Origin of the sequence: Herbidospora sakaeratensis, from assembly GCF_001570525.1 — a bacterium.
GTDB classification, from domain to species: domain Bacteria; phylum Actinomycetota; class Actinomycetes; order Streptosporangiales; family Streptosporangiaceae; genus Herbidospora; species Herbidospora sakaeratensis.
Genome location: NZ_BBXC01000019.1, coordinates 128,844 through 150,284 on the forward strand (window position 1 = coordinate 128,844; position 21,441 = coordinate 150,284).

Consider the following 21,441-nt stretch of genomic DNA (forward strand, 5'->3'; position numbering starts at 1 on the left):
CTCCCTAGAAGGAGTGGGTGAGGCGGACCGACGCAGCCGCGTGGCGGTGGTCGTCCGCCGGGACGATCGACATGATGCGCTCCAGGATCGCGACGTCGTCGTGGCCTCCGCTGGTCTGTGCATAACTCCAGAGGTGCGTCGCGGATCCCTTGCCCAGGATCTCGGACCTCACGCGGGCTTCCAGTTCGTTCCTTTCGCGGCGGATCTCGAAGGACTCGGACCGGGGCAGCAGCGGGCCCTGGTAGTGATTGACGACCGTGTCGAGGTCGCCTGTGGACAACGCCCTGCGGACCGTCTGGAGGTCGGTGTCGACCTCGCCGACCAGGCGATACGGCTTGGCGGCCACGGCACCAGGGAGTTGTGCGCGGAGCCGGTGGATCTCCGCCCGGATGGTCACGGGGTTGCCGTCGTCGCCGTACAGGAAGAAGGAGAGCTGTTCGGCCGTCAGGCCGCGCGGGTGGGTGGCCAGGAGGGTCAGGATCTCGGCGTGGCGCAGGGAGAGGGGCACGCGCCGGCCGCTGTATTCGGCGAAGGGGGTGCCGCCGAGGAGGGTCAGCGACAGCGGGGGCGGGGCGCCGCGGCGGCAGTCGACCAGGTAGGAGTCGCCGAGGAACTCCAGATCGCCCACGCGGCCGTCGGGCAGCACGACCCGGCCGCCCTCGGACGGCAGTGAAACACGTTCCCCCTGGAACCGTCCTCCGGCGATGACCCGGCCGCTGCACGAGACGAGCAGGCCCGAGCGGGTGGCGTGGCGGGTGCGGATGCGCTCGTCGTTCTCCCGCATGCGCAGGGCGAGGTGGCTCTCGGCGAGCTGGGCGGCCGCGCCGACCAGGGCGACCGTGGCCGGGGGCAGGGAACTGGCGATGCCGCTGATGTCGACGCAGCCCAGCACCGTGCCCGTGTCGGGGTCGACGATCGGGGCGCCGACGCACGACCAGCCGTGGAGGACCTCGATGTGGTGCTGCTCGCCGTAGACGCTCGTCGGGACGCCGGCCGCCAGCGCGGTGCCGATGCCGTTGGTGCCGACGGCCGACTCGGCCCAGGCGAACCCGTCGGTCAGGCCGATGCGGTCGCCCTGGCGGAGGACCTCGTGGTGGCCGTCGCGCCAGAGGATGTTCCCCTCGGCGTCGGTGACCACCATGATGTGGGCCGCCTCGTCGGCGATCTGCAACAGCGTGTGGCGGAGGAGGGGCATCAGCTCACGCAGCGGATGGGCGGCGCGGGCGGCCGAGATGTCGGTGCGGTCGTAGACCAGTGGGGCCGCAAGGACGCCGGGGTCGACCCCGGCGGCGAGTGAACGCCGCCATGACGCCGAGATGATCGTCTCGCGTGATCTCACAGGCCCCAACCCTCCCGGATGCTGATCCACAATCTCCAGGAGTAACCGATTGATCGCAACCTGCATGCAACGTTCCGGTGACTACGTTTGGTTCCGCCACTCCGGGCCGCGGCCGACCCGGGGCGGTAAGGCCGGGTCTCGGACGCTTGGAGGGGGGCCGGGACCCGGCCAGGGCCGCACCAATGAACACGCTCGGTGCTCCGGTGTCAGATGAGCGGCAAACACCGTAGGCTCGGTCGGGACGAACTACGTCGCCGGTCGCTGAGGAGCGCACGATTGTGAACCCAGAAGTCAACCTGCAGCAGTTGCTGGAGCAGGCTCAGCTGATGCAGCAGCAGCTCGTCTCGGCGCAGCAGGAGCTCAACGACGCCGAGGTTCAGGGGAGCGCGGGCGGGGGCCTGGTCGTGGCGACCGTCAACGGCAGTGGCGAGCTGCTCGAACTGAAGATCAGCCCGAAGGTCATCGACTCCGGTGACGCCGCCGAGACGGCCGAGACCGTCGCCGATCTGGTCATCGCGGCCGTGCGCGACGCCGTCCGCGCCGCCGGCGAGCTCCAGCAGGAGAAGCTCGGCCCGCTGTCGCAAGGCCTCGGTCAGCTCCCAGGTTTCTGAATATGTACGAAGGCGTCGTCCAGAACCTGATCGACGAGCTGGGCCTGCTGCCCGGCGTCGGTCCCAAGAGCGCGCAGCGCATCGCGTTCCACCTGCTGTCGGCCGATCCGGCCGACGTCAAACGGCTGGCCCACGCCCTTCTCGAGGTCAAGGAGAAGGTGCGGTTCTGCCGCGTGTGCGGCAACGTGGCCTCCGAGGAGGAGTGCCGGATCTGCCGCGACCAGCGTCGCGACCCCCACGTCATCTGCGTGGTCGAAGAGTCGAAAGACGTCGTGGCGATCGAGAAGACGCGCGAGTTCCGGGGGCGCTACCACGTGCTGGGGGGCGCGATCAGTCCCATCGACGGGGTCGGTCCCGACGATCTGCGGGTCCGCGAGCTGATGACCCGGCTCGCCGACGGCGAGGTGACCGAGCTCATCCTCGCCACCGACCCCAACCTCGAGGGCGAGGCCACGGCCACCTATCTGGCCCGGCTCGTCAAACCGATGGGTTTAAAGGTCACTCGGCTGGCCAGCGGTCTGCCCGTCGGCGGCGACTTGGAGTACGCCGACGAGGTCACGTTGGGCCGCGCTTTCGAAGGACGGAGACTGCTGGATGTTTGACGACGAGTGGAAGGACCTGGCCGACCGGGTCGCCGGGCACGCCCAGAACTACCTCGACGGCCTGACCAGGCTGGCGGGCGGCGAGGGCGGCAACGCCATCCTCCCGCTGCTGCTCGTGGAGGTCGCCCAGGTCAGCCTGGCCGGTTCCCAGCTCGCCGCGGTGCACGACGTGATCCTGCAGGGCAACGTCGAGCCCGCCCTCAGCGAAGATCCCGACATCGATCCGCTGCGGGTGGCGCTGGCGGCCCGGCTGGGCCCCGTCGACGACTACGCCGAGGTGTTCGACCCCTACAAGGACACCACGGTGACCCCCTACCGGCTCTCCGACGACCTGACGGCGGTGGCGGCCGACCTGATCCACGGCCTGCGCCACTACAAGGCCGGCCGGCCGCTCGAGGCCATCTGGTGGTGGCAGTACTCCTACTTCAACACCTGGGGCAACCACGCCGGCGCGGCCCTGCGGGCCCTGCAGGCGCTGGTGGCCCACACGCGGCTCGACGTGGCAGAAGAGGTCACTGCGGTCTGAGGTTGTCCACATGCTGGGCTAACTCAGTTGGCCCTCTGGGGTGCGTAGCTAAACTGTGAACTCCACGTCCTGATTCGTTCGGAGAGATCCAGTGGCGCTCGTTGTCCAGAAGTACGGTGGTTCGTCCGTCGCCGATGCCACGAGCATCAAGCGTGTCGCGCAGCGGATCGTCGCCACGAAAAAGGCGGGCAACGAGGTCGTGGTCGTCGTCTCCGCGATGGGCGACACGACCGACGAGCTCCTCGACCTCGCCCAGCAGGTGTCGCCGCTGCCTCCGGGCCGCGAGCTCGACATGCTGCTGACCTCGGGCGAGCGCATCTCGATGGCGCTGCTCGCGATGGCGATCGCCAACCTGGGTCAGGAGGCGCGCAGCTTCACCGGGTCGCAGGCCGGTGTGATCACCGACTCGATCCACGGCAAGGCGCGCATCATCGACGTGTCGCCCGGCCGCCTGCGCGACGCCCTCGACAAGGGCCACATCGCGATCGTGGCCGGGTTCCAGGGTGTCTCGCAGGACACGAAGGACATCACGACGCTCGGGCGCGGTGGTTCCGACACGACCGCCGTCGCCCTCGCCGCGGCCCTCGGGGCCGACGTGTGCGAGATCTACACCGACGTCGACGGCATCTTCACCGCCGACCCCCGGGTCGCCGCGAAGGCGCGCAAGATCCCGCGCATCTCGTACGAGGAGACCCTCGAGATGGCGGCGTGCGGCGCGAAGATCCTGCACCTGCGCTGCGTGGAATACGCGCGGAGGTTCAACCTCCCCATCCACGTCAGGAGCTCGTTCAGCACCAAGGAAGGCACCTGGGTCACCTCCGACCCCGCGACCGAAGGAACCGAAGTGGAGCAGCCCATCATCTCCGGCGTGGCACACGACCGGAGCGAGGCCAAGATCACCGTTGTCGGCGTGCCCGACAAGGTCGGAGAGGCTGCCGCCATCTTCCGCACGCTGGCCGACGCCGAGATCAACATCGACATGATCGTGCAGAACGTGTCGGCGGCGGCGACGGGCCGGACCGACATCTCCTTCACGCTGCCGACCAGCGACGCCCCCACGGCGCTCACGGCCCTGAAGAAGATGCAGGACCAGGTGGTCTTCGAGACGCTCCTGTTCGACGACCAGATCGGCAAGGTCTCGCTGATCGGCGCGGGCATGCGCTCCCACCCGGGCGTCACCGCCAAGTTCTTCGGCGCGCTCGCCGACGCGGGCGTCAACATCGGGATGATCTCCACCTCGGAGATCCGCATCTCGGTCATCGTCGACCAGGACCAGGTCGACGCGGCGGTCAACGCCGCACACTCGGCGTTCAATCTCGACGCCGACCAGGTTGAAGCTGTGGTTTACGGAGGAACCGGCCGATGAGCACCAAGCCCACCCTCGCCCTCGTCGGCGCGACCGGCGCCGTCGGCACCGTCATGCGCGAGATCATCTCCGGGCGTGACGACGTCTACGGCGAGATCCGCCTGGTCGCCTCGGCCCGTTCGGCCGGCAAGGTCCTCCAGGTCCGCGGCGAGGACGTCGTCGTCCAGGCGCTGACCCCCGAGGTCTTCGACGGCGTCGACATCGCGATCTTCGACGTGCCCGACGAGGTGTCGGCCACCTGGGTGCCGATCGCGGCCGAGCGTGGCGCGACCGTCATCGACAAGTCGGGCACCTTCCGCATGAACCCGCAGGTCCCGCTGGTGGTCCCCGAGGTCAACCCGGGCGACGCCGCCAACCGGCCGCTGGGCATCGTCTCGACCCCCAACTGCACCACCCTGTCGATGATGGCCGCCATGGGCGCCCTCCACGAGGAGTTCGGGCTCAAGGAGCTCGTCGTGGCGTCCTACCAGGCCGTCTCGGGCGCGGGGGTCGCCGGTTCCGCTCGTCTGTACGACGAGGTCGAGGCCCTGGCCGGAGACCGCACCGTCGGCACCACCGCCGGTGACGTGCGCAAGGTCCTGCAGAACAAGCTCGGCGACGGCGACGACACCTTCCCGGCGCCGGTCGCGTTCAACGTCGTGCCGTGGGCGGGCTCGCTCAAGGAAGACGGCTGGGCGTCCGAGGAGCTCAAGCTGCGCAACGAGTCGCGCAAGATCCTCGGCATCCCCGAGCTGAAGGTCTCCGCCACCTGCGTGCGCGTGCCGGTGATCACCACCCACTCGCTCGCGGTCCACGCGACCTTCGAGCGCGAGATCACCGTGGCCGACGCCCACCGGATCCTGGAGGCGGCGCCGACCGTCGTGCTGGTCGACGACCCGGCCAACGGGCTCTACCCGATGCCGATCGACGTCGTGGGCACCGACCCGACCTACGTCGGCCGGGTGCGGCAGGCCCTCGACTTCCCCAACACGCTCGACCTGTTCGTGTGTGGCGACAACCTGCGCAAGGGCGCGGCCCTGAACGCGGCCGAGATCGCCGAGCTGATCGTCGCCACCGAATACACCGCCTAGCGGAACAGGATGTCCCAGTGGTCGCTCTCCCGGGCGAACAGGTCCTGCTCGGGAGAGACGTACAGCTGGGAGCCGTCGCCGCGTTTGCCGTTCGGTTCGAGCTTGCGGGTGATGTAGCGGTCGAGGCAGCGGCTGGGAGCCAGATCGATCTTCCAGCCGTTGCCGTGGCTGTAGGTGCCGACCGCGTGCCCGGTCTCGGTGCCGCCCGTCACGATCAGCCGGCAGCCCGACATGCGCTTCAGCTCGATCGTCTTCAGCAGGGTGCCGAGCCTGACGGTGTGCAGCGACGTACACGTCGGGCGGTTCTTGTCGACGCAGTTGCCGGTCGAACGCCAGCCGAGGCCCGCCTTCCGTATTCGGTTCATCGCGTAGTTGTGGTGAAGGCGGGTGTTCATCGCGCGGCGCCAGGTCCAGTAACGGACTTTCAGCACTCCCGTACGGAATGCGGTGCGCACCCCCTGAGGCGCTTCGACGGGGCGGAAGGTCAGCTCCGGTCTGGCGCGTTGGGCGTCGGCGGCGGCCGTCTGGCCGGGGAGGGTGACCAAGGCGAGAACGGTCAACCCGGTGACACTCCAGCCGGTCGTGCGTTGGGTCATTCTACTTCCCCCATTACTCTCCGTAGCGCGGTGGGGGAGCTTGATCAATGGCTTAACTCCCACGCCCGGGGGTGAGCCACCCTCGGAGAGGCGGAGTGTTTGGGGTAACTCGGCCATCATCTGGTGGGTTCATGACCTGACGGGGGCTGGAGACGTACAGTGACCGATGTGCCCAGGTCGAGCAGGGATCTCATCGTGGAGACCGCGCTGCGGCTTTTCCGCGAACGGGGGTACGACGCGACGACGATGCGCGCGATCGCGGCCGAGGCGGGGGTTTCCGTCGGCAGCGCCTATTACTACTTCGCCTCCAAAGAGCAGCTGATCCAGGCCTACTACGACCAGGCCCAGTCGGCCCACGAGGCGGCCAGCCGGGAGATCCTCGCCCGGGAAAGGGCCTTCGCACCCCGGCTGCACGGCGTGCTCGGCGCGTGGGTACGGGTTTCCGAGCCCTACCACGCGTTCGCGGTGAAATTCTTCAAGCACGCGGCCGAGCCCGACAATCCGCTGAGCCCTTTCAGCGCGGAATCGGCTCCGGCGCGCGATTCCTCGGTGGCGCTCTATCGCGAGGTGGTCGAGGGCTGCGCCGACCGAATGGACCCGGAATTGCGGGCCGAACTGCCCGAACTCCTGTGGTTGTTGTCGATGGGAGTGGTGCTTTTCTGGGTGCACGACACCTCGCCCGGATGCGAACGCACCTATCGGCTCATCGACCGCAGCGTGCCCTTGGTCGATCGTTTGGTCGCGCTTTCCTACCTGCCGGGTTTGCGTGGTGTGACACGAGATTTCATCGAGGTGGTCCGCGAATTGCGGGAATGATCTGATTACTCTCAGTCACATGGTATGGGTCTTCGGGTTTGTGGCGATTGTCGTGGTGGCCCTGTTCGCGGTGCTGACGTGGCTGCGCCGCAGCGGACGTTCCGACGAGGAGGGCGGCGCCGGGCCCATCGACTTCGCGGTCAACCTGGCCCTGGCGGTGTTCCTGGTGGTCGTGGCCTACGCCGTGGTGCTGTGCCGCGACGCCATCTCGGCGTCGGGGGCCGACGTGCGGGCCGAGTCGGAGAGCCTGGTCGAGCTCTACTGGGCGGTGGCCCCGTTGCCGCAGTCGGCTGAGGTGCGGGACTTGGTGCGGGCGTACACGACCCAGACCGTGGAACTCGACTGGCCCCGCATGCGCGAGGCGTCGCTCGACGCGCGGACCGGGGTGACGCTCGACTCGCTGCGGACGGCGATGCTGAAGTTGCCCGCGACCGACTCCGAACTGCGCGCGGAGGCGCTGGCGCGCGCGGCGGAGGTGTCGCACGCGCGGACGGTCCGGGCTGACAACGCGACGTCGGGCCTCGAATCGGTGTTCATGGTGTCGATGGTCGTGTCGGGGTTGCTGGTGATCGCCCTGCCGTGGGCGCTGCGCCGCCGACCGACTCTGCCGTCGGTGATCGCCGACGTGGTGCGGGTCGCGACGGTGGTGACCGGGATCGTGGTGATCCACCTGATCTCGCAGCCATACGGGATCGAGGGCGCGGTGGACCCCGGGCCCCTCAAGGAGGCCCAGGTCCGTTTCGACGAGATCGACCGCCTGCTCCCTAGCGGCGGCGCCGCCTGAGCACCCCTCCGGCCGCGACGGCGATCACGGCGGTGAAGAGGACGACCACGACCGACTGTCGGTCGGTCGGGCGATGCGTGCTCGCCGCCTGACCGATCCGCTTCCGCGCCCGCGCGATCGCACCGTCGGCCAGCGGGACGGAGTTGATCTGCACCGGCGCGGGGGGTGCCGGCGCTTGGGCGGGGGGAACGGCTGGGCCAGGCGGAGCAGCCGGGTCCGATGCCGAACTGGCCGCCGGACCTTCGGCGGCGTCGGCGGCAGGGCCGGCCGGCGGGTCGGCACCGGGATCCGCGGCGGGATTAGCGCCGGGATCCTGAGCAGGGGCGGGCGGGGGCTTGGCGGCAGGGTTGGAAGCCGGTTTGTGGGTAGTTCCGGCCGGAGGTCCAACAGCTGGGTTGGTTGCGGGTTCGGGGACAGGCGCGGGAGCGGTCGGGTTGCCCGGTGCCGGCGCTTCGGCGGGTGGGTTGTCGCTGGACGAGTTCTGCGCAGGCGGATTCGCCGGTTCCGCAGGGCGATTCGAGGACTCCCCGGAGCTCGGCCTATTGGGGGCCTGCAGTTCCTTTGCCTGTACGGGCTGGGCAAGCGCCTTTTGATTCATGGGGTGGCTGGGTGCGCGATCGGGCGCGCTGGCTTGGCCTTGGGGCGATGCCTTCTGCACAGGAACTTCGGTGGACGCTCCTTCCGCAGTATCCACAGCCGGTCTGTCCACAGCCGGCTTGTCCACAGCGGGGTTGTGGGCAGTTGGCTTATGCACAGGCGGCGTGGCCGCAGCGGATGAGGTCGTGTTCGAGATGTTCGCCACTGGGTTGTGTGCGGCACTTCGATCCACGTCCGGTACATCCACAGCAGTTGTACCTGTGGCCTCTGTATCCACAGGCGGCCTATCCAGCGGGGCGGTATCCACAGCTGACTTGTGCACAGCAGGCTTGTCCACACCGGGCTTTTCCACAACAGGCTTGTGCGGGGTGGGCTTTTCCACAAGCGGCCTGTTCGCGGCGGGCCTATTCACCATGGGGTTGTTCAAGGTGGGCCTGTCCACAACTGGACCGGTCAGAAGAGGCTTCTCCAAAGGTGGCTTGTGCACGGCTGGCCTGTCCACGCTGGGGATATCCACGCTGGGGATATCCACGCTGGGGATATCCCCAGTGGGGGCTTCCCCGGTGTGGTTTTCCACAGCACCCGTGTCCACAGCGCCATTTTCCACAGGGGTTGTCTCCACGAGGTGCGCCATGAACACGGCGATCGGGATCTTGATAGCCAGCGGCTTCGCAGGCGGGATCCGGATGACGACAGGCAGGAGAGTCGTAGGAGCCAAGGTGGCAGGAAGGTACACGAGTGTGTTCGCCGGCACCCGGACCAAGGCGAGCGGTCTGACCAGCACCGGAATCGTCACCGGAACCGCCAGGAACGTAGTCGTCGGCTTGCGGACCACCGGGAGCCAGACCCACCGGGAATCCCTGGTCGACGGCGGTCGGGTCGGCGGCAGGACCGCTCGGGGCAGCCGGATGGTTTCGCTTCGTTCGCAGGTCACCTCGGCCCAAGGGCCGCGCACTTCCGCGTGACAGGACGTTCTCACTTCCACCGGGATATCTGCCATTTCTTCGTTCTAGCAGGTCAGAGGGCATTTACCTGACGTACCGAACGGTTGGTATGCTCGTGCCCTCAAACCGAAGAGCCGGGAGGGCACTGTGGCGCGCTGGGGAATCACCATCCCGTTCGCGGGGAGCGGTCTCGATCGGGAGCTGATCGCCGAGTTGCCTTCCCTCGGTTACACCGACGCCTGGTCGGCCGAGGTCAACGGGAACGACGGATTCACGCCGCTGGCTCTGGCCGCCGAATGGGCTCCGGAGTTGAGGCTCGGCACGGCCATCGTCCCGGTCTCCACTCGGGGGCCCGGGCTGCTGGCCATGACGGCGGCGACGGTCGCCGATCGGGCGCCGGGGCGGTTTCTGCTCGGGATCGGGGCGTCGTCGCCGGCGATCGTCGAGCGGTGGAACGCCGGGGAGTTCGTGAAGCCGTTCGCGCGCACTCGTGACACATTGCGGTTCCTCCGGGCGGCGCTCAACGGGGAGAAGGTCAGCGAGACCTACGAGACGTTCGCCGTCAAGGGGTTCAAGCTGGAGCAGGCGCCGAAGACGCCGCCGAAGATCGTGCTGGCGGCGCTTCGGCCGCGCATGCTTCGGCTCGCCGCCGCCGAGGCCGATGGGGCGATCACCAACTGGTTGTCTCCGGGTGACGTACAGAAGGTTCGGGGAGAGATCCGCGACGAGACCGAGCTGATCGCGCGGCTCTTCGTCATCGTGAGCGACGACGCCGATCGGGTCAGGGCCGTCGGGCGCCGGATGATCGCGGGTTATCTCACGGTGCCGGTGTACGCGGCGTTCCACGACTGGCTCGGGCGGGGTGAGGTGCTGCGGCCGATGCACGAGGCGTGGGCGGCGGGTGATCGGGCGGGGGCGTTGAAGGCCATTCCCGACGAGGTGGTCGACGATCTGATCATCCACGGCACGGCGGAGCAGTGCCGGGCGCGGGTGAACGAGTACGTTCGGAACGGCCTCTCCACGCCGGTTCTGGCACCGCTTGACCTCGGTGACCAGCCGATGGACCAAACGGTTAGGAATCTGGCCCCGCAGTAACGGAACCAACGCCGCAAAGTCCTCCGTTATCGGGGCAAATGGCCGGGCAGGGAGGCAATCATGGTCAAGGCACGACGGGCGGCGCAGGCGTACAAGGCCTACCAGGACATCTCCAGGCCCGGCAGCCCCGGGCTGGGCGCCCGCATCCGCGCCCTGCCCCGCATGCTGGCCGGCGCGATGCGCGGCGACTACCGCGAGCTCGGCAAGGGCAAGCTGGCCCTGATGGGTGCGGCGATCCTCTACATCGTCAGCCCGGTCGACGTGGTTCCGGAGGCGCTGTTCCTGGCGCTCGGCGTGGTCGACGACTTCGGTGTCTTCCTCTGGCTCGCGACCTCACTGCTGGGCGAGAGCGGCCGCTACGTGGACTGGGAGCGCAGGAACCTCGCCCTGGCCCCCGAACCGGGAGCCGACCGCCGCCGCCGAATCTAGGGAAGCCGACGCGTCATCTCCCGACCGGGCCGATGTGACCAGACGGCCGGTCCTAGGAAGCCGGTGCGCATTCTCCGAGCGGGCCGACGTGACCAAATGTCGCCGGTCCTAGCAGAAGTCGCTGCGCCGTCTTCTCGACGCGGCCGACGTGACCAGAAGAAGCCGGTGCGCCATCTCCCGACCGAGCGGACGTGACAAGGTGCCACGGAAGGCCAGACCGTGCCAGTCTTTGATCCGGTTGATGCAGGGTTCGGAGGCGGTGCGTTGCCAGATCCGGATCGTGAGCATTGGGGCGGCCGCCGCGTGAGCCGCGATTCTTTGCGGTGGGCCGCCTGGTCCTTCTTCTCCGGGCGCCAGGAGAAGTCGGTGCCCGTGACGCTTCTCCCCTGCGCCCGAGTCCCTGGAGGGGTTGCTAGATCTCTTCCATGCGCAGCCACGCCCGAGACGGCAGCGGATGCCCGAACAGCCGGGCCGCGTTCCCGTAAGCCACCCGTGCGATGTCCGCAGGAGGCAGATTGCCCAGCCGTCTCGCGACCGAGTGTTGCGTGTCGGGCCACGACGACTCGGCGCGCGGGTAGCCGCTCTCCAGGAGGACGTGTTCCATCCCCACGGCCATGCGCACCCCGCTCAGCGCGGTGTCGTCCAAGGTGCCGAAGAAGAAGTTGCGGCGGAGGACCTCGCTCGGGCGGAGGCCGCCGTCCCAGGCCGATTCGCTCGACACCGGGTGGTCGAGGGCGTAGTCGGCGCGTTCGGCCAGCATGGGGAGCCAGCCCACCCCGCCCTCGACGATGAGGATGCGCAGGCCGGGGAAGCGCAGGGGGATGCCCGACCACAACCAGTCGGCGCAGGCGAACATCGCCGTCGACGGCATCAGGGTGGTGATCGCCTCTATGGGGGTGTCGGGGGAGGGCACGGGGGCCCATGACGACGCGCCGGTGTGGAGGCAGACGACGGTGCCGGTCTCTTCGCAGGCGGCCAGGAACGGGTCCCAGTGGCCGCTGTGGATCGACGGGAGGCGCAGGCGGGTGGGGAACTCGGGGAACACGACGGCCTTGAAGCCGCGGGCCGCGTTGGCCTTGATCTCCTTGGCGGCGACCTCGGGGTCGGGCAGCCACGGGAGCTGGAGGGCGATCACGCGTTCGGGGTAGGTGCCGGCCCACACGTCGACGTGCCAGTCGTTCCAGGCCTTGACCAGGGCTAAGCCGAGGTCTTGGTCGCGGGTGCGGGCGAAGGCGACGCCCGCCTGGGTGGCCAGCATGCCGGGGAAGTTCAGGGCCGCCCAGATTCCGGCACGGTCCATATCCTCGATGCGCGCGTCGACGTCGTAGCAGCCGGGGCGCATGTCGTCGAAGCGGACCGGGTCGAGGGTCCACGCCTCGCGGGGGCGGCCGGCGCCGACGTCGATGCCGGCGGCGGGGTAGGTCGCGCCGCCGTAGCGCCACACCTGGTGGCCGCTGTCGGTGTCGACGACTCTGGGGGCCGCGTCGTGGTATTTGGACGCGAGGCGGTTCTCGAAGAGGTCGGGCGGCTCGATCACGTGATCATCGACTGAGATGATCACAAAATCCCGCCGCCTCGGCTCAGGGTCGGGAAGCAGCGGGGTACTCACAGCATTCAACGTTAGGGCCAAGGAATAACGCCAAACAAGCTGGCAGGTCTCCGGTTGGTATCCGTTGGTTCAGGTCGCGGCGTGGCTCGTCGCCTCAGCCGCCCCACCATTATCAGTACTTTCACGCCGGTCGTGAAGCTCTCGCCGGATCAGGAGGATCCAGCCGCCGATCGCCACCCCGATGAACAGCCACCACTGCACTCCGTAGGCCAGATTGAGCCCTCCGCCACCACCCGATTCCGGGGCGGGCACGGGTTCGGGGGCCTTTTCCGCGATCGGCTGCTGTTCGATGAGGTCGACGTAGCCGCCGTAGAGCGGTGAGCCGACCAGGCCGGCGATGGGGCGGTCGTCGATCAGCAGGACCTGGCCCGCCGGAAGGCCCTTGCGGTCGATGATGCCGGTCGTCTCGGTGGTCTCGGCGGGGCGCAGCCGGCCCGTCAATGTCACCTCGCCGCCAGGGGGCGGCGGCACGTCGGGCAGGGTGTCGATGGTCGCGCCGGCCTTGACCCAGCCTCGGTTGACCAGCACGGCGCCGTCGGCGGTCTTGAACGGGGTGAGGACGTAGAAGCCGACCTGGCTGTTCTGGGTGCGCCTGCGGACCAGCAGCTCGTGGGCAGGGTCGTAGGCGCCGGTGGCGGTGACCCTGCGGAACTTGTCTTTTTCCGGTACGGCCCCGCCCACGCTCGTCAGCGCCCCGACCGGCACCGGAGGCGCGGCCAGATTCACGGCGTTGCGGTCTTCGGCGGCCGAGCGGTCTTCCCACCGGCCGAACTGCCACCGGCCGAGGAAGACGAAGGCCGGGATCACCAGCAGCACGACGACGTGAAGCGCCAGCCAGCGAGGGGTCAGCAGGAACCGGTACACGCCCTAAAGACTAGGGACCCTAGGCGGTGCCCTTGACGCGGGATCCCGGTCCGGGCAGCGCGACGGTCTCGCGGGGGCCGCTCACGTGGTGCCCGTCGGCGCAGCGCAGCTCCAGCGTGACGGGGGCGCCGCAGTCGCGGTGGGTGACCAGGAGCGACGGGCCCTCGGGGTCGGCCAGGTAGCGGTCGCCCCAGTGGAGCAGCGCGACCAGGATCGGGAAGAGCTCGCGGCCCTTGTCGGTCAGCCGGTATTCGTCGCGCTGGCGCTGGCCGGGCTCCTGGTAGGGGACCTTGCGCAGGGTGCCCTCTTCGATGAGCTTGGCCAGCCGGGCGCTCAGCACCTGACGGGGGGCGCCCGTGTTGGCCTGGATGTCGGCGAAGCGGCGCACGCCGCCGAAGGCCTCCCGCAGCACCAGGAAGGTCCACTTCTCGCCGAGCACCGAGAGGGTGCGTTCGATGGAGCAGTTGTCCAGCCGGAAGGCGCTTCGCGGCGGATCGGTCATGGCACGCATCGTAAATCATCACTTCCTCGTTCCATCTGAGTCTACTTGACATACCCAGCTCGGCAAGAAACCCTGAGTCCATGCAGAGAACTCAGGTGGACGTCCGCCCCGCGGGGCCGGGCGACGCGGACGGGGTGCGGAAGTTCCTGCTCGACCTCTCGCTGCACACGCAGACGCATCGCTTCTTCGCCGGGCTCACCCGGCCGACGAACACGCTGATCGGGGCCATGCTGGCCAGGGACGAGCGCCGCGACGCCTTACTCGCCACCGTCGACTCGATGGTGATCGGGCACGCGATGGCGTACCGGAAGGGCGACGAGGCCGAGATCGCGGTGGTGGTGGCGGACGCCTGGCAGAACCAGGGTGTCGGCTCCCGCTTGATCAGGGAGCTGGTCGCCCGCGGGGTGGGGATCCGGTGGCTGACCATGGACGTCATGGGGGAGAACCGGCGGGTGCTGGCCATGATCAACAGGGCCTGGCCGGAGGCCGAGATGGCCGTCGAACACGGGTCGGTTCAGGTCAGAGCGAGCCTCGCATTTGCAGAACAAAGCTCTGTTGGGCCACCATTGACGGTGTGAAGAGCGCGAAGATCGGTCGAGACGGGCGAACCAGAATCATGGACGGCGCCCTGCGCCGGTTCAGCCAGGACGGCGTCTCCGCCACCACGCTCGCCAGCCTCCGCGAGGAGAGCGGCGTGAGCGTAGGTAGTTTCTATCACCATTTCGCCAGCAAAGAGCACGTGTTCGGGGTGCTCTACGCCGAAACGCTGGCGATGTACCAGGAAGCGTTCATCACCCGGCTTCTCGCCAACGACGACGCCCGCGCCGGCATCGAGGCGATCGTCGCCTTCCACATGGAGTGGTGCGGCGAACACCCCGAGCGGGCCCGGCTGCTGATCAGCGAACGGCCGCCCCGGCGTGAGGAGCCCGGCGGCGACGAGGTCGCCGAGACGCGGCGGGCCTTCTTCCGCCAGGTCGCCGACTGGTGGAAGCCCCACATGAAGTCGGGCACGCTCAAGACGGTCCAGTCGACCATGTGTTACGTGTTGTGGCTCGGCCCGGCCCAGGAGATGTGCCGCCTGTGGTTCGCCGGCGCCCACCAGCCGTCCGACGAGGAGATCCGGTCGCTGGCCGAGGCCGCCTGGGCCAGCCTCAGCGGCTGAGCACCCGCCAGGTGCGCTTGTCGAGGGAGATCTCCAGCCGCAGGTCGTGCCGCTGGCGGCGCATGCCCGGCACCGCGATCGTGCGGTTCACCGCGTAGCGGCCCCGGGCCGGGTAGCCGAAGCCCAGTTCCCCCGGCAGCACCCGCAGGTCGTCGCGGTTCCCGCAGGCCGGGCACGTCCACGAGACCAGGTCGCGGCCGCGGTTGTAGTCGTGGCAGGCGCCGAAGTAGTCGTCGGGCCGGAACCGCGAGCCGCACGCCAGGCACGGTATAAGCATGGCAAACTCCCCGAAGAGGTTGTCCGGGTCATACGCCCGCCTGCTTGACCGCTGCTTGCAAAGCGCTTACGGCGCTAGATTGCTCTGTGTGGACGCACCATCTGACCTGCTCATACGGCTTCGCGATCGATTCCTGGAGATCGGCTACACGATCGACGGCGTACGCGAGAGGCTCGGCGACACGGCGGCCTCGGCGCTGGCCCGTGAGGAGCTCGTGCCGGCCCTGCGCGCGACGCGTGACGGCGACTCGCTGGGCACCCTGATCCGCCTGTGGTGGCTGGGGGTGCCGGTCAGCACGGCCGCCGCCGATCTGCCGCTCCAGGAGCTGCTGCGCAGCGGGCTGCTGATCAAGGTGGGCGACACCGTCCAGGCGAACGTGCACATCCAGCCCTGGGAGACCGGCGGCTACGTGGTGTCCGACCGCAAGGTCCGGCCCGGCGACCCGGCGCTGCGGCGTGACCACGTGGTCGGGGCGGGCGGGGCGTCGGCGAACCTCGCGCAACTTGTTTCACGTGAATCCGTCGACCGGGCGCTCGACCTCGGGACCGGGTGCGGGGTGCAGGTGCTCCATCTCGCCGAGCGGGCCCGCGAGATCACCGCGACCGACGTGAACGCCCGCGCGCTGCACCTCGCCCGGCTGAGCTGGGGGTTGTCCGGCGTCGCCGACGTCGAGACGCGCAAGGGCTCGATGTTCGACCCGGTCGGCGGTGAGCGCTACGACCTCATCGTGTCCAACCCCCCGTTCGTGATCTCCCCGGCCGGGCGGCTGACCTACCGCGAGACCGGCTACCGGGGCGACGAGTTCTGCCGCGACCTCGTCCGGCTCGCGCCCGCCCATCTGGCCGCCGGTGGCACCTGCCACCTGCTGGCCAACTGGCTGCACGTGCGCGGCGAAGACTGGCGCGACCGCGTCGGCGGCTGGCTCTCGGCGACCGGCTGCGACGGCTGGGTGGTGCAGCGCGACGTGCAAGATCCGGCCGAATACGTGGAGTTGTGGCTGCGCGACGCGGCCGAGCAGGGCACCCCGGCCTACCGCGACCGCTACGACGAGTGGCTGGAGTGGTTCGAGGAGCAGGAGGTCGAGGGCATCGGGTTCGGCTGGATCACCCTCAACGACTCGGGTTCCCTCGATCCGGTCGTACGAATAGAGCAGCTCACCCACCAGGTCGAGCTCCCCGTGGGGGCCTACGTCGGCAGGGTGCTCGACGCGATCACCACCGCCCACCGGCTGAGCGACGACGACCTGCGCGACGTCGCGCTGACCCTGGCCGAGGGCGTCATCGAGGAGCGGGTCGGCCCGCCCGGCGCCGACGACCCGTCGGTGATCCGGCTCCGCCAGACCCGGGGCCTGCGCCGGACCGCCGACGTCGGCACCGTCGAGGCGGCGCTGGCCGGGGTCGTCGACGGCGAGCTGAAGACCGGCCCGCTGCTGGCCGCCATCGGCGAGCTCACCGGCATACCGGGCTTGGCCGACACCGAGAGCGTGCGCCGTCTGGTGGCCGAGGGGTTCTTCGCAATCGGGCGTTGATCGATCGTCAAGCGCCGCGTAAGAGAGTGAAACCGGGCGGGGAACCCGGGGGTAGGGACCCCGCCCGGCCCGGCCGGTCGTTTTCAGAGAGGCGGCTGGCGATCACCCGAGGCGCACCGTGTGGATCCCACCGGGCCCCCTAACGCGCCGGGTGAGAGCGGCGACCGGCCGGGCGCGTCCACGTTCTACGCGAGAGGAAACCCCAGGTGATCAATCACGTCCGGATGACCAGGCTCGATGACGAACTAGGTCTCGACGCGATCGGCGAGCAACTTCCGGACGTCGTCCGCCTCGGCCGAACCGAGCCGGATGAAAAGGTCGAGGGCCTTCTCTAGCGCGTCGCGGCTGCGCGTGCGGCTGCCGAGCCCGCGCAGCGCCTTGCCCAGCGCGGTCAGCGACTGGGCCTCCCCGTAGGGATGGGTGATCTCCCGGCTGACCTGGAGGGCCTGCTCGGCGTGCCGGGCGGCCTCCTGGAAACGTTCGGCCTTGGTGAGGGTGGTGGCGAGCCGGTTGCAGACGCGCTGCTCCCAGACCTTCTGGTTGCTGGCGCGGAAGAACTCCAGGCATTCGGCGTGGTGGACGACGGCCTCGTTCAGGCGGCCGACGTACGACAACACCACGCCCAGGTGGTAGCGGGCCCTGGCCACGCCGGGGCCGCTGCCGATCTCGCCGAAGATCTGCAGACCCTGCTCCGAGACGGCGACCGCGTCGGCGGCCCGGCCGAGCAGCAGCAGGTCGCGGGCCGAGTAGCTGAGCACCAGCGCCTCGCCGGCCAGGTTGCCCAGTTCGCGGTAGACCTTGGCGGCCCGGCCGAACCAGTCGAGCGCCTCCGGGTGCCTGCCGAGCCGGCCGGTCACCACGCCGAGCGCGTTGTAGGTCTCGCCGAGCAGCGCGTGGTCGCCGGTGCGTTCGGCGATCTCCAGCGAGTCGCGGAACTCCTGGTCGGCCTCGGCCAGCCGGTTCACCCCGAACAACATCCGGCCGCGCACGTAGCGGGCGCGCAGCCGGGCCGGGTCGCCGCCGGCCTCGATCAGGGCGCGGGTGCGCAGGTCGAACTCGCGGGCGAACGCGCCGGCCTCCAGCAGCGGTTCCATCGCGACCAGCAGGTCGGCGGCCGCGGGCACGTCGGCGCGCTCCTCAGCGACCTGCCCGAGCAGGGCGAACAGGTCGTCGGCCTCGGCGGCCAGCCACGCCACCGACTCGTCGGCCGACCCGAACGTGTGCCCCCGGACGCCGATGACCGTGAGGTTGTCGGCGACCTTGCTGCCCTCGTACGCCAGCCGGTGGGCCGCGCGGGCCGAGCCGAGGTAGAAGCCGAGCAGCCGGCGCAGCGCCTCGCGGCGGGCCTCGGGGGTCTCGGCGTCCTCGGCCTGGCGGCGGGCGAACAGGCGCAGCAGGTCGTGGAAGCGGTAGCGGCCCGGCGCGGGCGCTTCGAGCAGGCTGACGTCGACCATCGACTCCAGCACGTCCTCGGTCTCCACCGGGTTCAGGTCGAGCACGGCCGCCGCGGCCGGGGTCGAGATGTCGGTGCCGTTGGGCAGCGACAACAACCGGAACGCGCGGGCCTGGCGCGGGTCGAGCTGGCCGTATCCGAGGGCGAAGGTGGCCGAGACGGCCAGGTTGCCGATCTTCAGTTCGTCGAGGCGGCGTCGTTCGTCGGCCAGCCGGGGGACCAGCGAGGCGACCGTCCACGACGGGCGGGAGGCCAGCCGGGCGGCCACGATCCGGACCGCCAGCGGCAGGAACCCGCAGGCGGCGACCACGTCCATGGCGGCGGCGCGTTCGGCGGCGACGCGTTCGGCCCCGGCGACGGCCGAGAACAGGGTCAGCGCCTCGTCGGGCTCCATCACGTCGAGGTCGAGCAGCTTCGCGGCCGGGAGGTCGGCCAGTTTGCCCCGGCTGGTGATGAGCGCGGCGCAGCCCGGTGCGCCCGGCAGCAGGTGCTCGACCTGGTCGGCGTCGCGCGCGTTGTCGAGCAGCACCAGCATGCGCCGGTCGCCCAGCAGCGAGCGGAACAGCGCGGCGCGGTCGGCCAGGCCGTCGGGGATGACGTCGACCGGGATGCCGAGCGCACGCAGGAACGCCGCCAGCGCGGTCTCCGGCGACGTCGGTTCGCGGCCGTATCCGCGCAGGTCGGCGTAGAGCTGGCCATCGGGGAAGGTGTCGTGCAGCAGGTGGGCGACGTGCACGGCCAGGGTGGTCTTGCCGACGCCGCCGATGCCGCAGATGGCCGCTATGGGCACGCCGTCGGTCGCGCCCAGCTGGTTGAGCAGCCGGTTCACCAGGGCCTTGCGGCCGGTGAAGTCGGTCACGGCGGCCGGGAGCTGCGCGGGTTTCGGCATCTCGACGACGGGCTGGGGTTCGGCCGGCTCGTCCGGCGGGAGCCGTACAGAAGCCTGCTGTTTCACGAAGCTCAGCGTCGGGTCGGCGGCCAGCACACGACGGTGCAGGTCGGTCAGTTCCGCGCCCGGGTCGATGCCGAGTTCCTCGATGAGGGCGTTGCGGGTGTCGGTGAAGACGTTGAGCGCCTCGGCCTGCCGACCGCAGCGGTAGTAGGCGAGCATGAGCTGGGCGCGCAGCCGCTCGCGCAGCGGATGGTCGGCGGTCAGCACCATCAGCTCGGAGATGACCTCGGCGTGCCGGCCGAGGGCGAGGTCGAGCTCCATCAGCGTCTCGACGGCGGAGATGCGGCGTTCGAGCAGCCGTTCGCGCTGCGACTCGGCGTAGGGGCCGACGGCGCCGGCGAGCGGTTCGCCGCTCCACCAGGCGAGGGCCTCGCGTAACGTCTCGGCGGCCCGGTCGAGCTCGCCCGCCTTGCGGGCCGACTCGCACGCGTGCGCCGCCTTCTCGAACCGGGCCAGGTCGAAGGCGTCGTCGGGCAGCCGGAGCGCGTAGCCCTTGCCGACCGAGGTGAGCAACTGCGGTGGTGTACGGGGAGAACGATCGGGCTCCAGCGCCGTGCGCAACCGGGAGACGTAGGTGCGCAGCGCGCCCAGCGCTCGGGGCGGCGCCTCCTCACCCCAGACGGCGTCGATGAGCTCGTTGGGGGTGACCGCGCGGCCCTCGCGCAGCAGCAGCATCGCCAGGATGGACCGCTGGAGCGGAGTGCCGAGATCGAGCTCGGCGTCGTCTCGCCAGGCTCTGACGGGTCCAAGTACCGCGAAGCGCAGCTGACCACTCATCAGGAGCCCTCTTCGTACCAATCGGAAGTTTCGCTCGAATGATACGACGTCAGGCCGCTCGCAATGAGGTCTCAAGGACGGTGAAAGTCCCGTGCAGGCAGGGCGACCTATCAATGAGGCGTACCCGGAAACGGGGTCGTCCTCAAAACCCTGGAGTATCCAATGCGCATCCGCAACGTGCTCGGCGTCGTCGCCACCGCCACCGCCCTCACCATCGGCATGGGCGCGGTGGCCTCCGCCGCCAACGCCGCCCCCCTCTCGTCGAACGACTGGGACTACGACGACGACTGGGGCTACTACTACAGCCAGAACGGCAAGGCCAAGGCCAAGGGCTGGATCGACGTCGAGTACGACCACGAGGAGTCGAACACCGTCCGCATCGGCGGCAAGCTCTTCGACCGCGACTACCGGACCGAGCACCAGGGCGGCAAGTGCGGCTACGTCGCCTTCCGCTACGTCTCCTGGGACGACGAGGAGGACGACTGGTCCTCCAGCTACAAGACCTACAAGCAGTGCGGCACCGACGGCTGGAAGAACATCAAGTTCACCCGCCACGACGTGGCCCAGGTCGAGGTGAAGGTCTGCCAGGTCGGCCTGCACCACAACTTCGCGACCAAGTGCGGCTCCTGGCACGAGATCTACAACGCGTGGGACGACGAGTTCGGCTACACCATCTGATCTTCCACCGATCCATATAGATAGGGGACAATCGCTGCAAAGCGACTGGTGACACGTCACTTGGACAGCACTTCCGCAGCAACGTAAGACGACAGCGGCCGGTGCGGGCGATGGTCACCCGGACACGCAGCGGCCCGCCCTCCGGCATGGGGGCGGGCCGCTCGTTCCGTTTCGGCTCGAAGTAATGGCTGGTCAGGCGGCGTGCGCGTAATCAAGACGCGCTTGGATCCGTTCTCGTACCGCCGGCCATTCAGAGCGCAGGATCGAGTAATACGCCGTATCTCGGACCGTGTTGTCGGCGCCTCGGCTGTCCGCTCGCCGCACACCGTCGAGGTGTGCGCCGAGGGCCTCGATGGCGGCCCGGGATCGGTTGTTGCGTACGTCTGCCTTGAGAGTTATCCGGTGGACCTGCCACGTCTCGAACGCGTGGGAGAGCAAGAGATACTTGGCCTCCCGGTTCACACCCGTGCCCTGGGCGGAGGCGCCCAGCCAGGTGTAACCGATGTCCGCGACCGACGGGACCTCGCCCACCACGCCTTTGGCGCCCGGCGGCCAGGGCATGGGGCCCTGCCAGTACTCCAGGTGCATCAGACGGGTGGCACCGACCACGCGGTCGGTGTGCAGCCACCGGATGGCGAAGGGCATCGTGCGGCCCTCCGCCTGCTCAGCCAGAGCGGCCTCGACGTACGAGACCATCTCCTCCCGGCCTGCGGGAACGCGAGTAAACGAGTACGTCGCGCGGTCCTCGCTCGCCGCGGCGACCAGGTCGTCGACGACCGCGAGGGTGAGCGGTTCCAGGCGCACGAAGCGCCCGGACAGGGTGACAAAAGCGGGCATGAGCACATGATGGGGTCTGGACGACAT

Annotated in this window: 22 protein-coding genes; 13 read left to right on the forward strand and 9 right to left on the reverse strand. The window is 69.3% G+C overall.

The window, feature by feature from the left end:
* Window positions 1-4: 4 nt before the first annotated feature.
* Complete coding sequence (locus AW271_RS29990) at window positions 5-1,339, reverse strand: helix-turn-helix domain-containing protein (RefSeq protein WP_062340962.1); 1,335 nt, start codon at window positions 1,337-1,339, stop codon at window positions 5-7.
* A gap of 278 nt (window positions 1,340-1,617) precedes the next feature.
* Between AW271_RS29990 and AW271_RS29995 the strand changes: the two genes are divergently transcribed.
* The 5 genes from AW271_RS29995 to AW271_RS30015 all read left to right on the forward strand — a co-directional run bounded on the left by AW271_RS29995 (window position 1,618) and on the right by AW271_RS30015 (window position 5,514).
* The gene (locus AW271_RS29995) at window positions 1,618-1,950 is read left to right on the forward strand and encodes a YbaB/EbfC family nucleoid-associated protein (RefSeq protein WP_030452662.1); all 333 of its coding nucleotides are present in this window, start codon (window positions 1,618-1,620) and stop codon (window positions 1,948-1,950) included.
* Window positions 1,951-1,952: 2 nt separating this feature from the next.
* Entirely contained in the window at window positions 1,953-2,552 is a 600-nt protein-coding gene (recR, locus tag AW271_RS30000) for a recombination mediator RecR (protein WP_030452663.1), read from the forward strand.
* The gene (locus AW271_RS30005; protein WP_062340963.1) at window positions 2,545-3,078 is read left to right on the forward strand and encodes a DUF5063 domain-containing protein; all 534 of its coding nucleotides are present in this window, start codon (window positions 2,545-2,547) and stop codon (window positions 3,076-3,078) included. Before recR ends, AW271_RS30005 begins: the two co-directional genes overlap by 8 nt.
* Before the next feature lie 91 nt (window positions 3,079-3,169).
* Entirely contained in the window at window positions 3,170-4,444 is a 1,275-nt protein-coding gene (locus AW271_RS30010; protein WP_062340964.1) for an aspartate kinase, read from the forward strand.
* Window positions 4,441-5,514 (forward strand): aspartate-semialdehyde dehydrogenase, encoded by a 1,074-nt coding sequence (locus tag AW271_RS30015; protein WP_062340965.1) that lies wholly within the window; start codon window positions 4,441-4,443, stop codon window positions 5,512-5,514. Before AW271_RS30010 ends, AW271_RS30015 begins: the two co-directional genes overlap by 4 nt.
* Here the strand turns inward: AW271_RS30015 and AW271_RS41680 are convergent.
* On the reverse strand, window positions 5,511-6,110 hold the full coding sequence (locus AW271_RS41680; protein WP_218008212.1) for a hypothetical protein: 600 nt from the start codon (window positions 6,108-6,110) through the stop codon (window positions 5,511-5,513). The genes AW271_RS30015 and AW271_RS41680 overlap by 4 nt on opposite strands.
* 195 nt (window positions 6,111-6,305) lie before the next feature.
* Between AW271_RS41680 and AW271_RS30025 the strand changes: the two genes are divergently transcribed.
* Window positions 6,306-6,926: a TetR family transcriptional regulator gene (locus AW271_RS30025; protein ID WP_245653276.1), complete on the forward strand. Its 621-nt coding sequence runs from the start codon at window positions 6,306-6,308 to the stop codon at window positions 6,924-6,926.
* Window positions 6,927-6,945: 19 nt separating this feature from the next.
* Window positions 6,946-7,710 (forward strand): bestrophin-like domain, encoded by a 765-nt coding sequence (locus AW271_RS30030; RefSeq protein ID WP_157554754.1) that lies wholly within the window; start codon window positions 6,946-6,948, stop codon window positions 7,708-7,710.
* On the opposite strand, the gene AW271_RS40220 is transcribed toward AW271_RS30030, so the two are convergent.
* Window positions 7,691-7,864, reverse strand: coding sequence for a hypothetical protein (locus tag AW271_RS40220; protein ID WP_157554756.1), 174 nt, complete (start codon window positions 7,862-7,864; stop codon window positions 7,691-7,693). The two genes, AW271_RS30030 and AW271_RS40220, sit on opposite strands and share 20 nt — an antisense overlap.
* Before the next feature lie 1,534 nt (window positions 7,865-9,398).
* On the opposite strand from AW271_RS40220, the gene AW271_RS30040 reads away from it, so the two are divergent.
* Complete coding sequence (locus AW271_RS30040; RefSeq protein ID WP_062340968.1) at window positions 9,399-10,346, forward strand: LLM class F420-dependent oxidoreductase; 948 nt, start codon at window positions 9,399-9,401, stop codon at window positions 10,344-10,346.
* 60 nt (window positions 10,347-10,406) lie between these two features.
* A complete protein-coding gene (locus tag AW271_RS30045) occupies window positions 10,407-10,775 on the forward strand; it encodes a YkvA family protein (RefSeq protein WP_062340969.1) in 369 nt (122 codons plus the stop codon).
* Window positions 10,776-11,187: 412 nt separating this feature from the next.
* Here AW271_RS30045 and AW271_RS30055 read toward each other — a convergent pair whose 3' ends face one another.
* The 3 genes from AW271_RS30055 to AW271_RS30065 form a co-directional block, all read right to left on the reverse strand.
* Entirely contained in the window at window positions 11,188-12,336 is a 1,149-nt protein-coding gene (locus AW271_RS30055) for an amidohydrolase family protein (RefSeq protein ID WP_245653277.1), read from the reverse strand.
* A 117-nt stretch (window positions 12,337-12,453) separates the two neighbouring features.
* The gene (locus AW271_RS30060) at window positions 12,454-13,248 is read right to left on the reverse strand and encodes an SURF1 family cytochrome oxidase biogenesis protein (protein WP_062340972.1); all 795 of its coding nucleotides are present in this window, start codon (window positions 13,246-13,248) and stop codon (window positions 12,454-12,456) included.
* A gap of 19 nt (window positions 13,249-13,267) precedes the next feature.
* On the reverse strand, window positions 13,268-13,750 hold the full coding sequence (locus tag AW271_RS30065; RefSeq protein ID WP_062340973.1) for a winged helix-turn-helix transcriptional regulator: 483 nt from the start codon (window positions 13,748-13,750) through the stop codon (window positions 13,268-13,270).
* A gap of 80 nt (window positions 13,751-13,830) precedes the next feature.
* Between AW271_RS30065 and AW271_RS30070 the strand changes: the two genes are divergently transcribed.
* Window positions 13,831-14,328: a GNAT family N-acetyltransferase gene (locus tag AW271_RS30070; RefSeq protein ID WP_062340974.1), complete on the forward strand. Its 498-nt coding sequence runs from the start codon at window positions 13,831-13,833 to the stop codon at window positions 14,326-14,328.
* Window positions 14,325-14,912, forward strand: coding sequence for a TetR/AcrR family transcriptional regulator (locus AW271_RS30075; RefSeq protein WP_062340975.1), 588 nt, complete (start codon window positions 14,325-14,327; stop codon window positions 14,910-14,912). The genes AW271_RS30070 and AW271_RS30075 overlap by 4 nt, the downstream gene beginning before the upstream one ends.
* Here AW271_RS30075 and AW271_RS30080 read toward each other — a convergent pair.
* Window positions 14,902-15,189, reverse strand: coding sequence for a hypothetical protein (locus AW271_RS30080; RefSeq protein WP_062340976.1), 288 nt, complete (start codon window positions 15,187-15,189; stop codon window positions 14,902-14,904). The genes AW271_RS30075 and AW271_RS30080 overlap by 11 nt on opposite strands.
* Window positions 15,190-15,277: 88 nt before the next feature.
* Here AW271_RS30080 and AW271_RS30085 point away from each other — a divergent pair, with 88 nt between their 5' ends.
* Window positions 15,278-16,717: a N5-glutamine methyltransferase family protein gene (locus AW271_RS30085; protein ID WP_245653278.1), complete on the forward strand. Its 1,440-nt coding sequence runs from the start codon at window positions 15,278-15,280 to the stop codon at window positions 16,715-16,717.
* Window positions 16,718-16,962: 245 nt separating this feature from the next.
* Here the strand turns inward: AW271_RS30085 and AW271_RS30090 are convergent, their stop codons facing one another.
* Complete coding sequence (locus AW271_RS30090; RefSeq protein ID WP_062340978.1) at window positions 16,963-19,899, reverse strand: AfsR/SARP family transcriptional regulator; 2,937 nt, start codon at window positions 19,897-19,899, stop codon at window positions 16,963-16,965.
* A gap of 162 nt (window positions 19,900-20,061) precedes the next feature.
* Here AW271_RS30090 and AW271_RS30095 point away from each other — a divergent pair, with 162 nt between their 5' ends.
* The gene (locus AW271_RS30095) at window positions 20,062-20,577 is read left to right on the forward strand and encodes a hypothetical protein (protein WP_062340979.1); all 516 of its coding nucleotides are present in this window, start codon (window positions 20,062-20,064) and stop codon (window positions 20,575-20,577) included.
* Between the two features lie 192 nt (window positions 20,578-20,769).
* On the opposite strand, the gene AW271_RS30100 is transcribed toward AW271_RS30095, so the two are convergent.
* On the reverse strand, window positions 20,770-21,414 hold the full coding sequence (locus tag AW271_RS30100; RefSeq protein WP_062341040.1) for a GNAT family N-acetyltransferase: 645 nt from the start codon (window positions 21,412-21,414) through the stop codon (window positions 20,770-20,772).
* Window positions 21,415-21,441 lie beyond the last annotated feature (27 nt).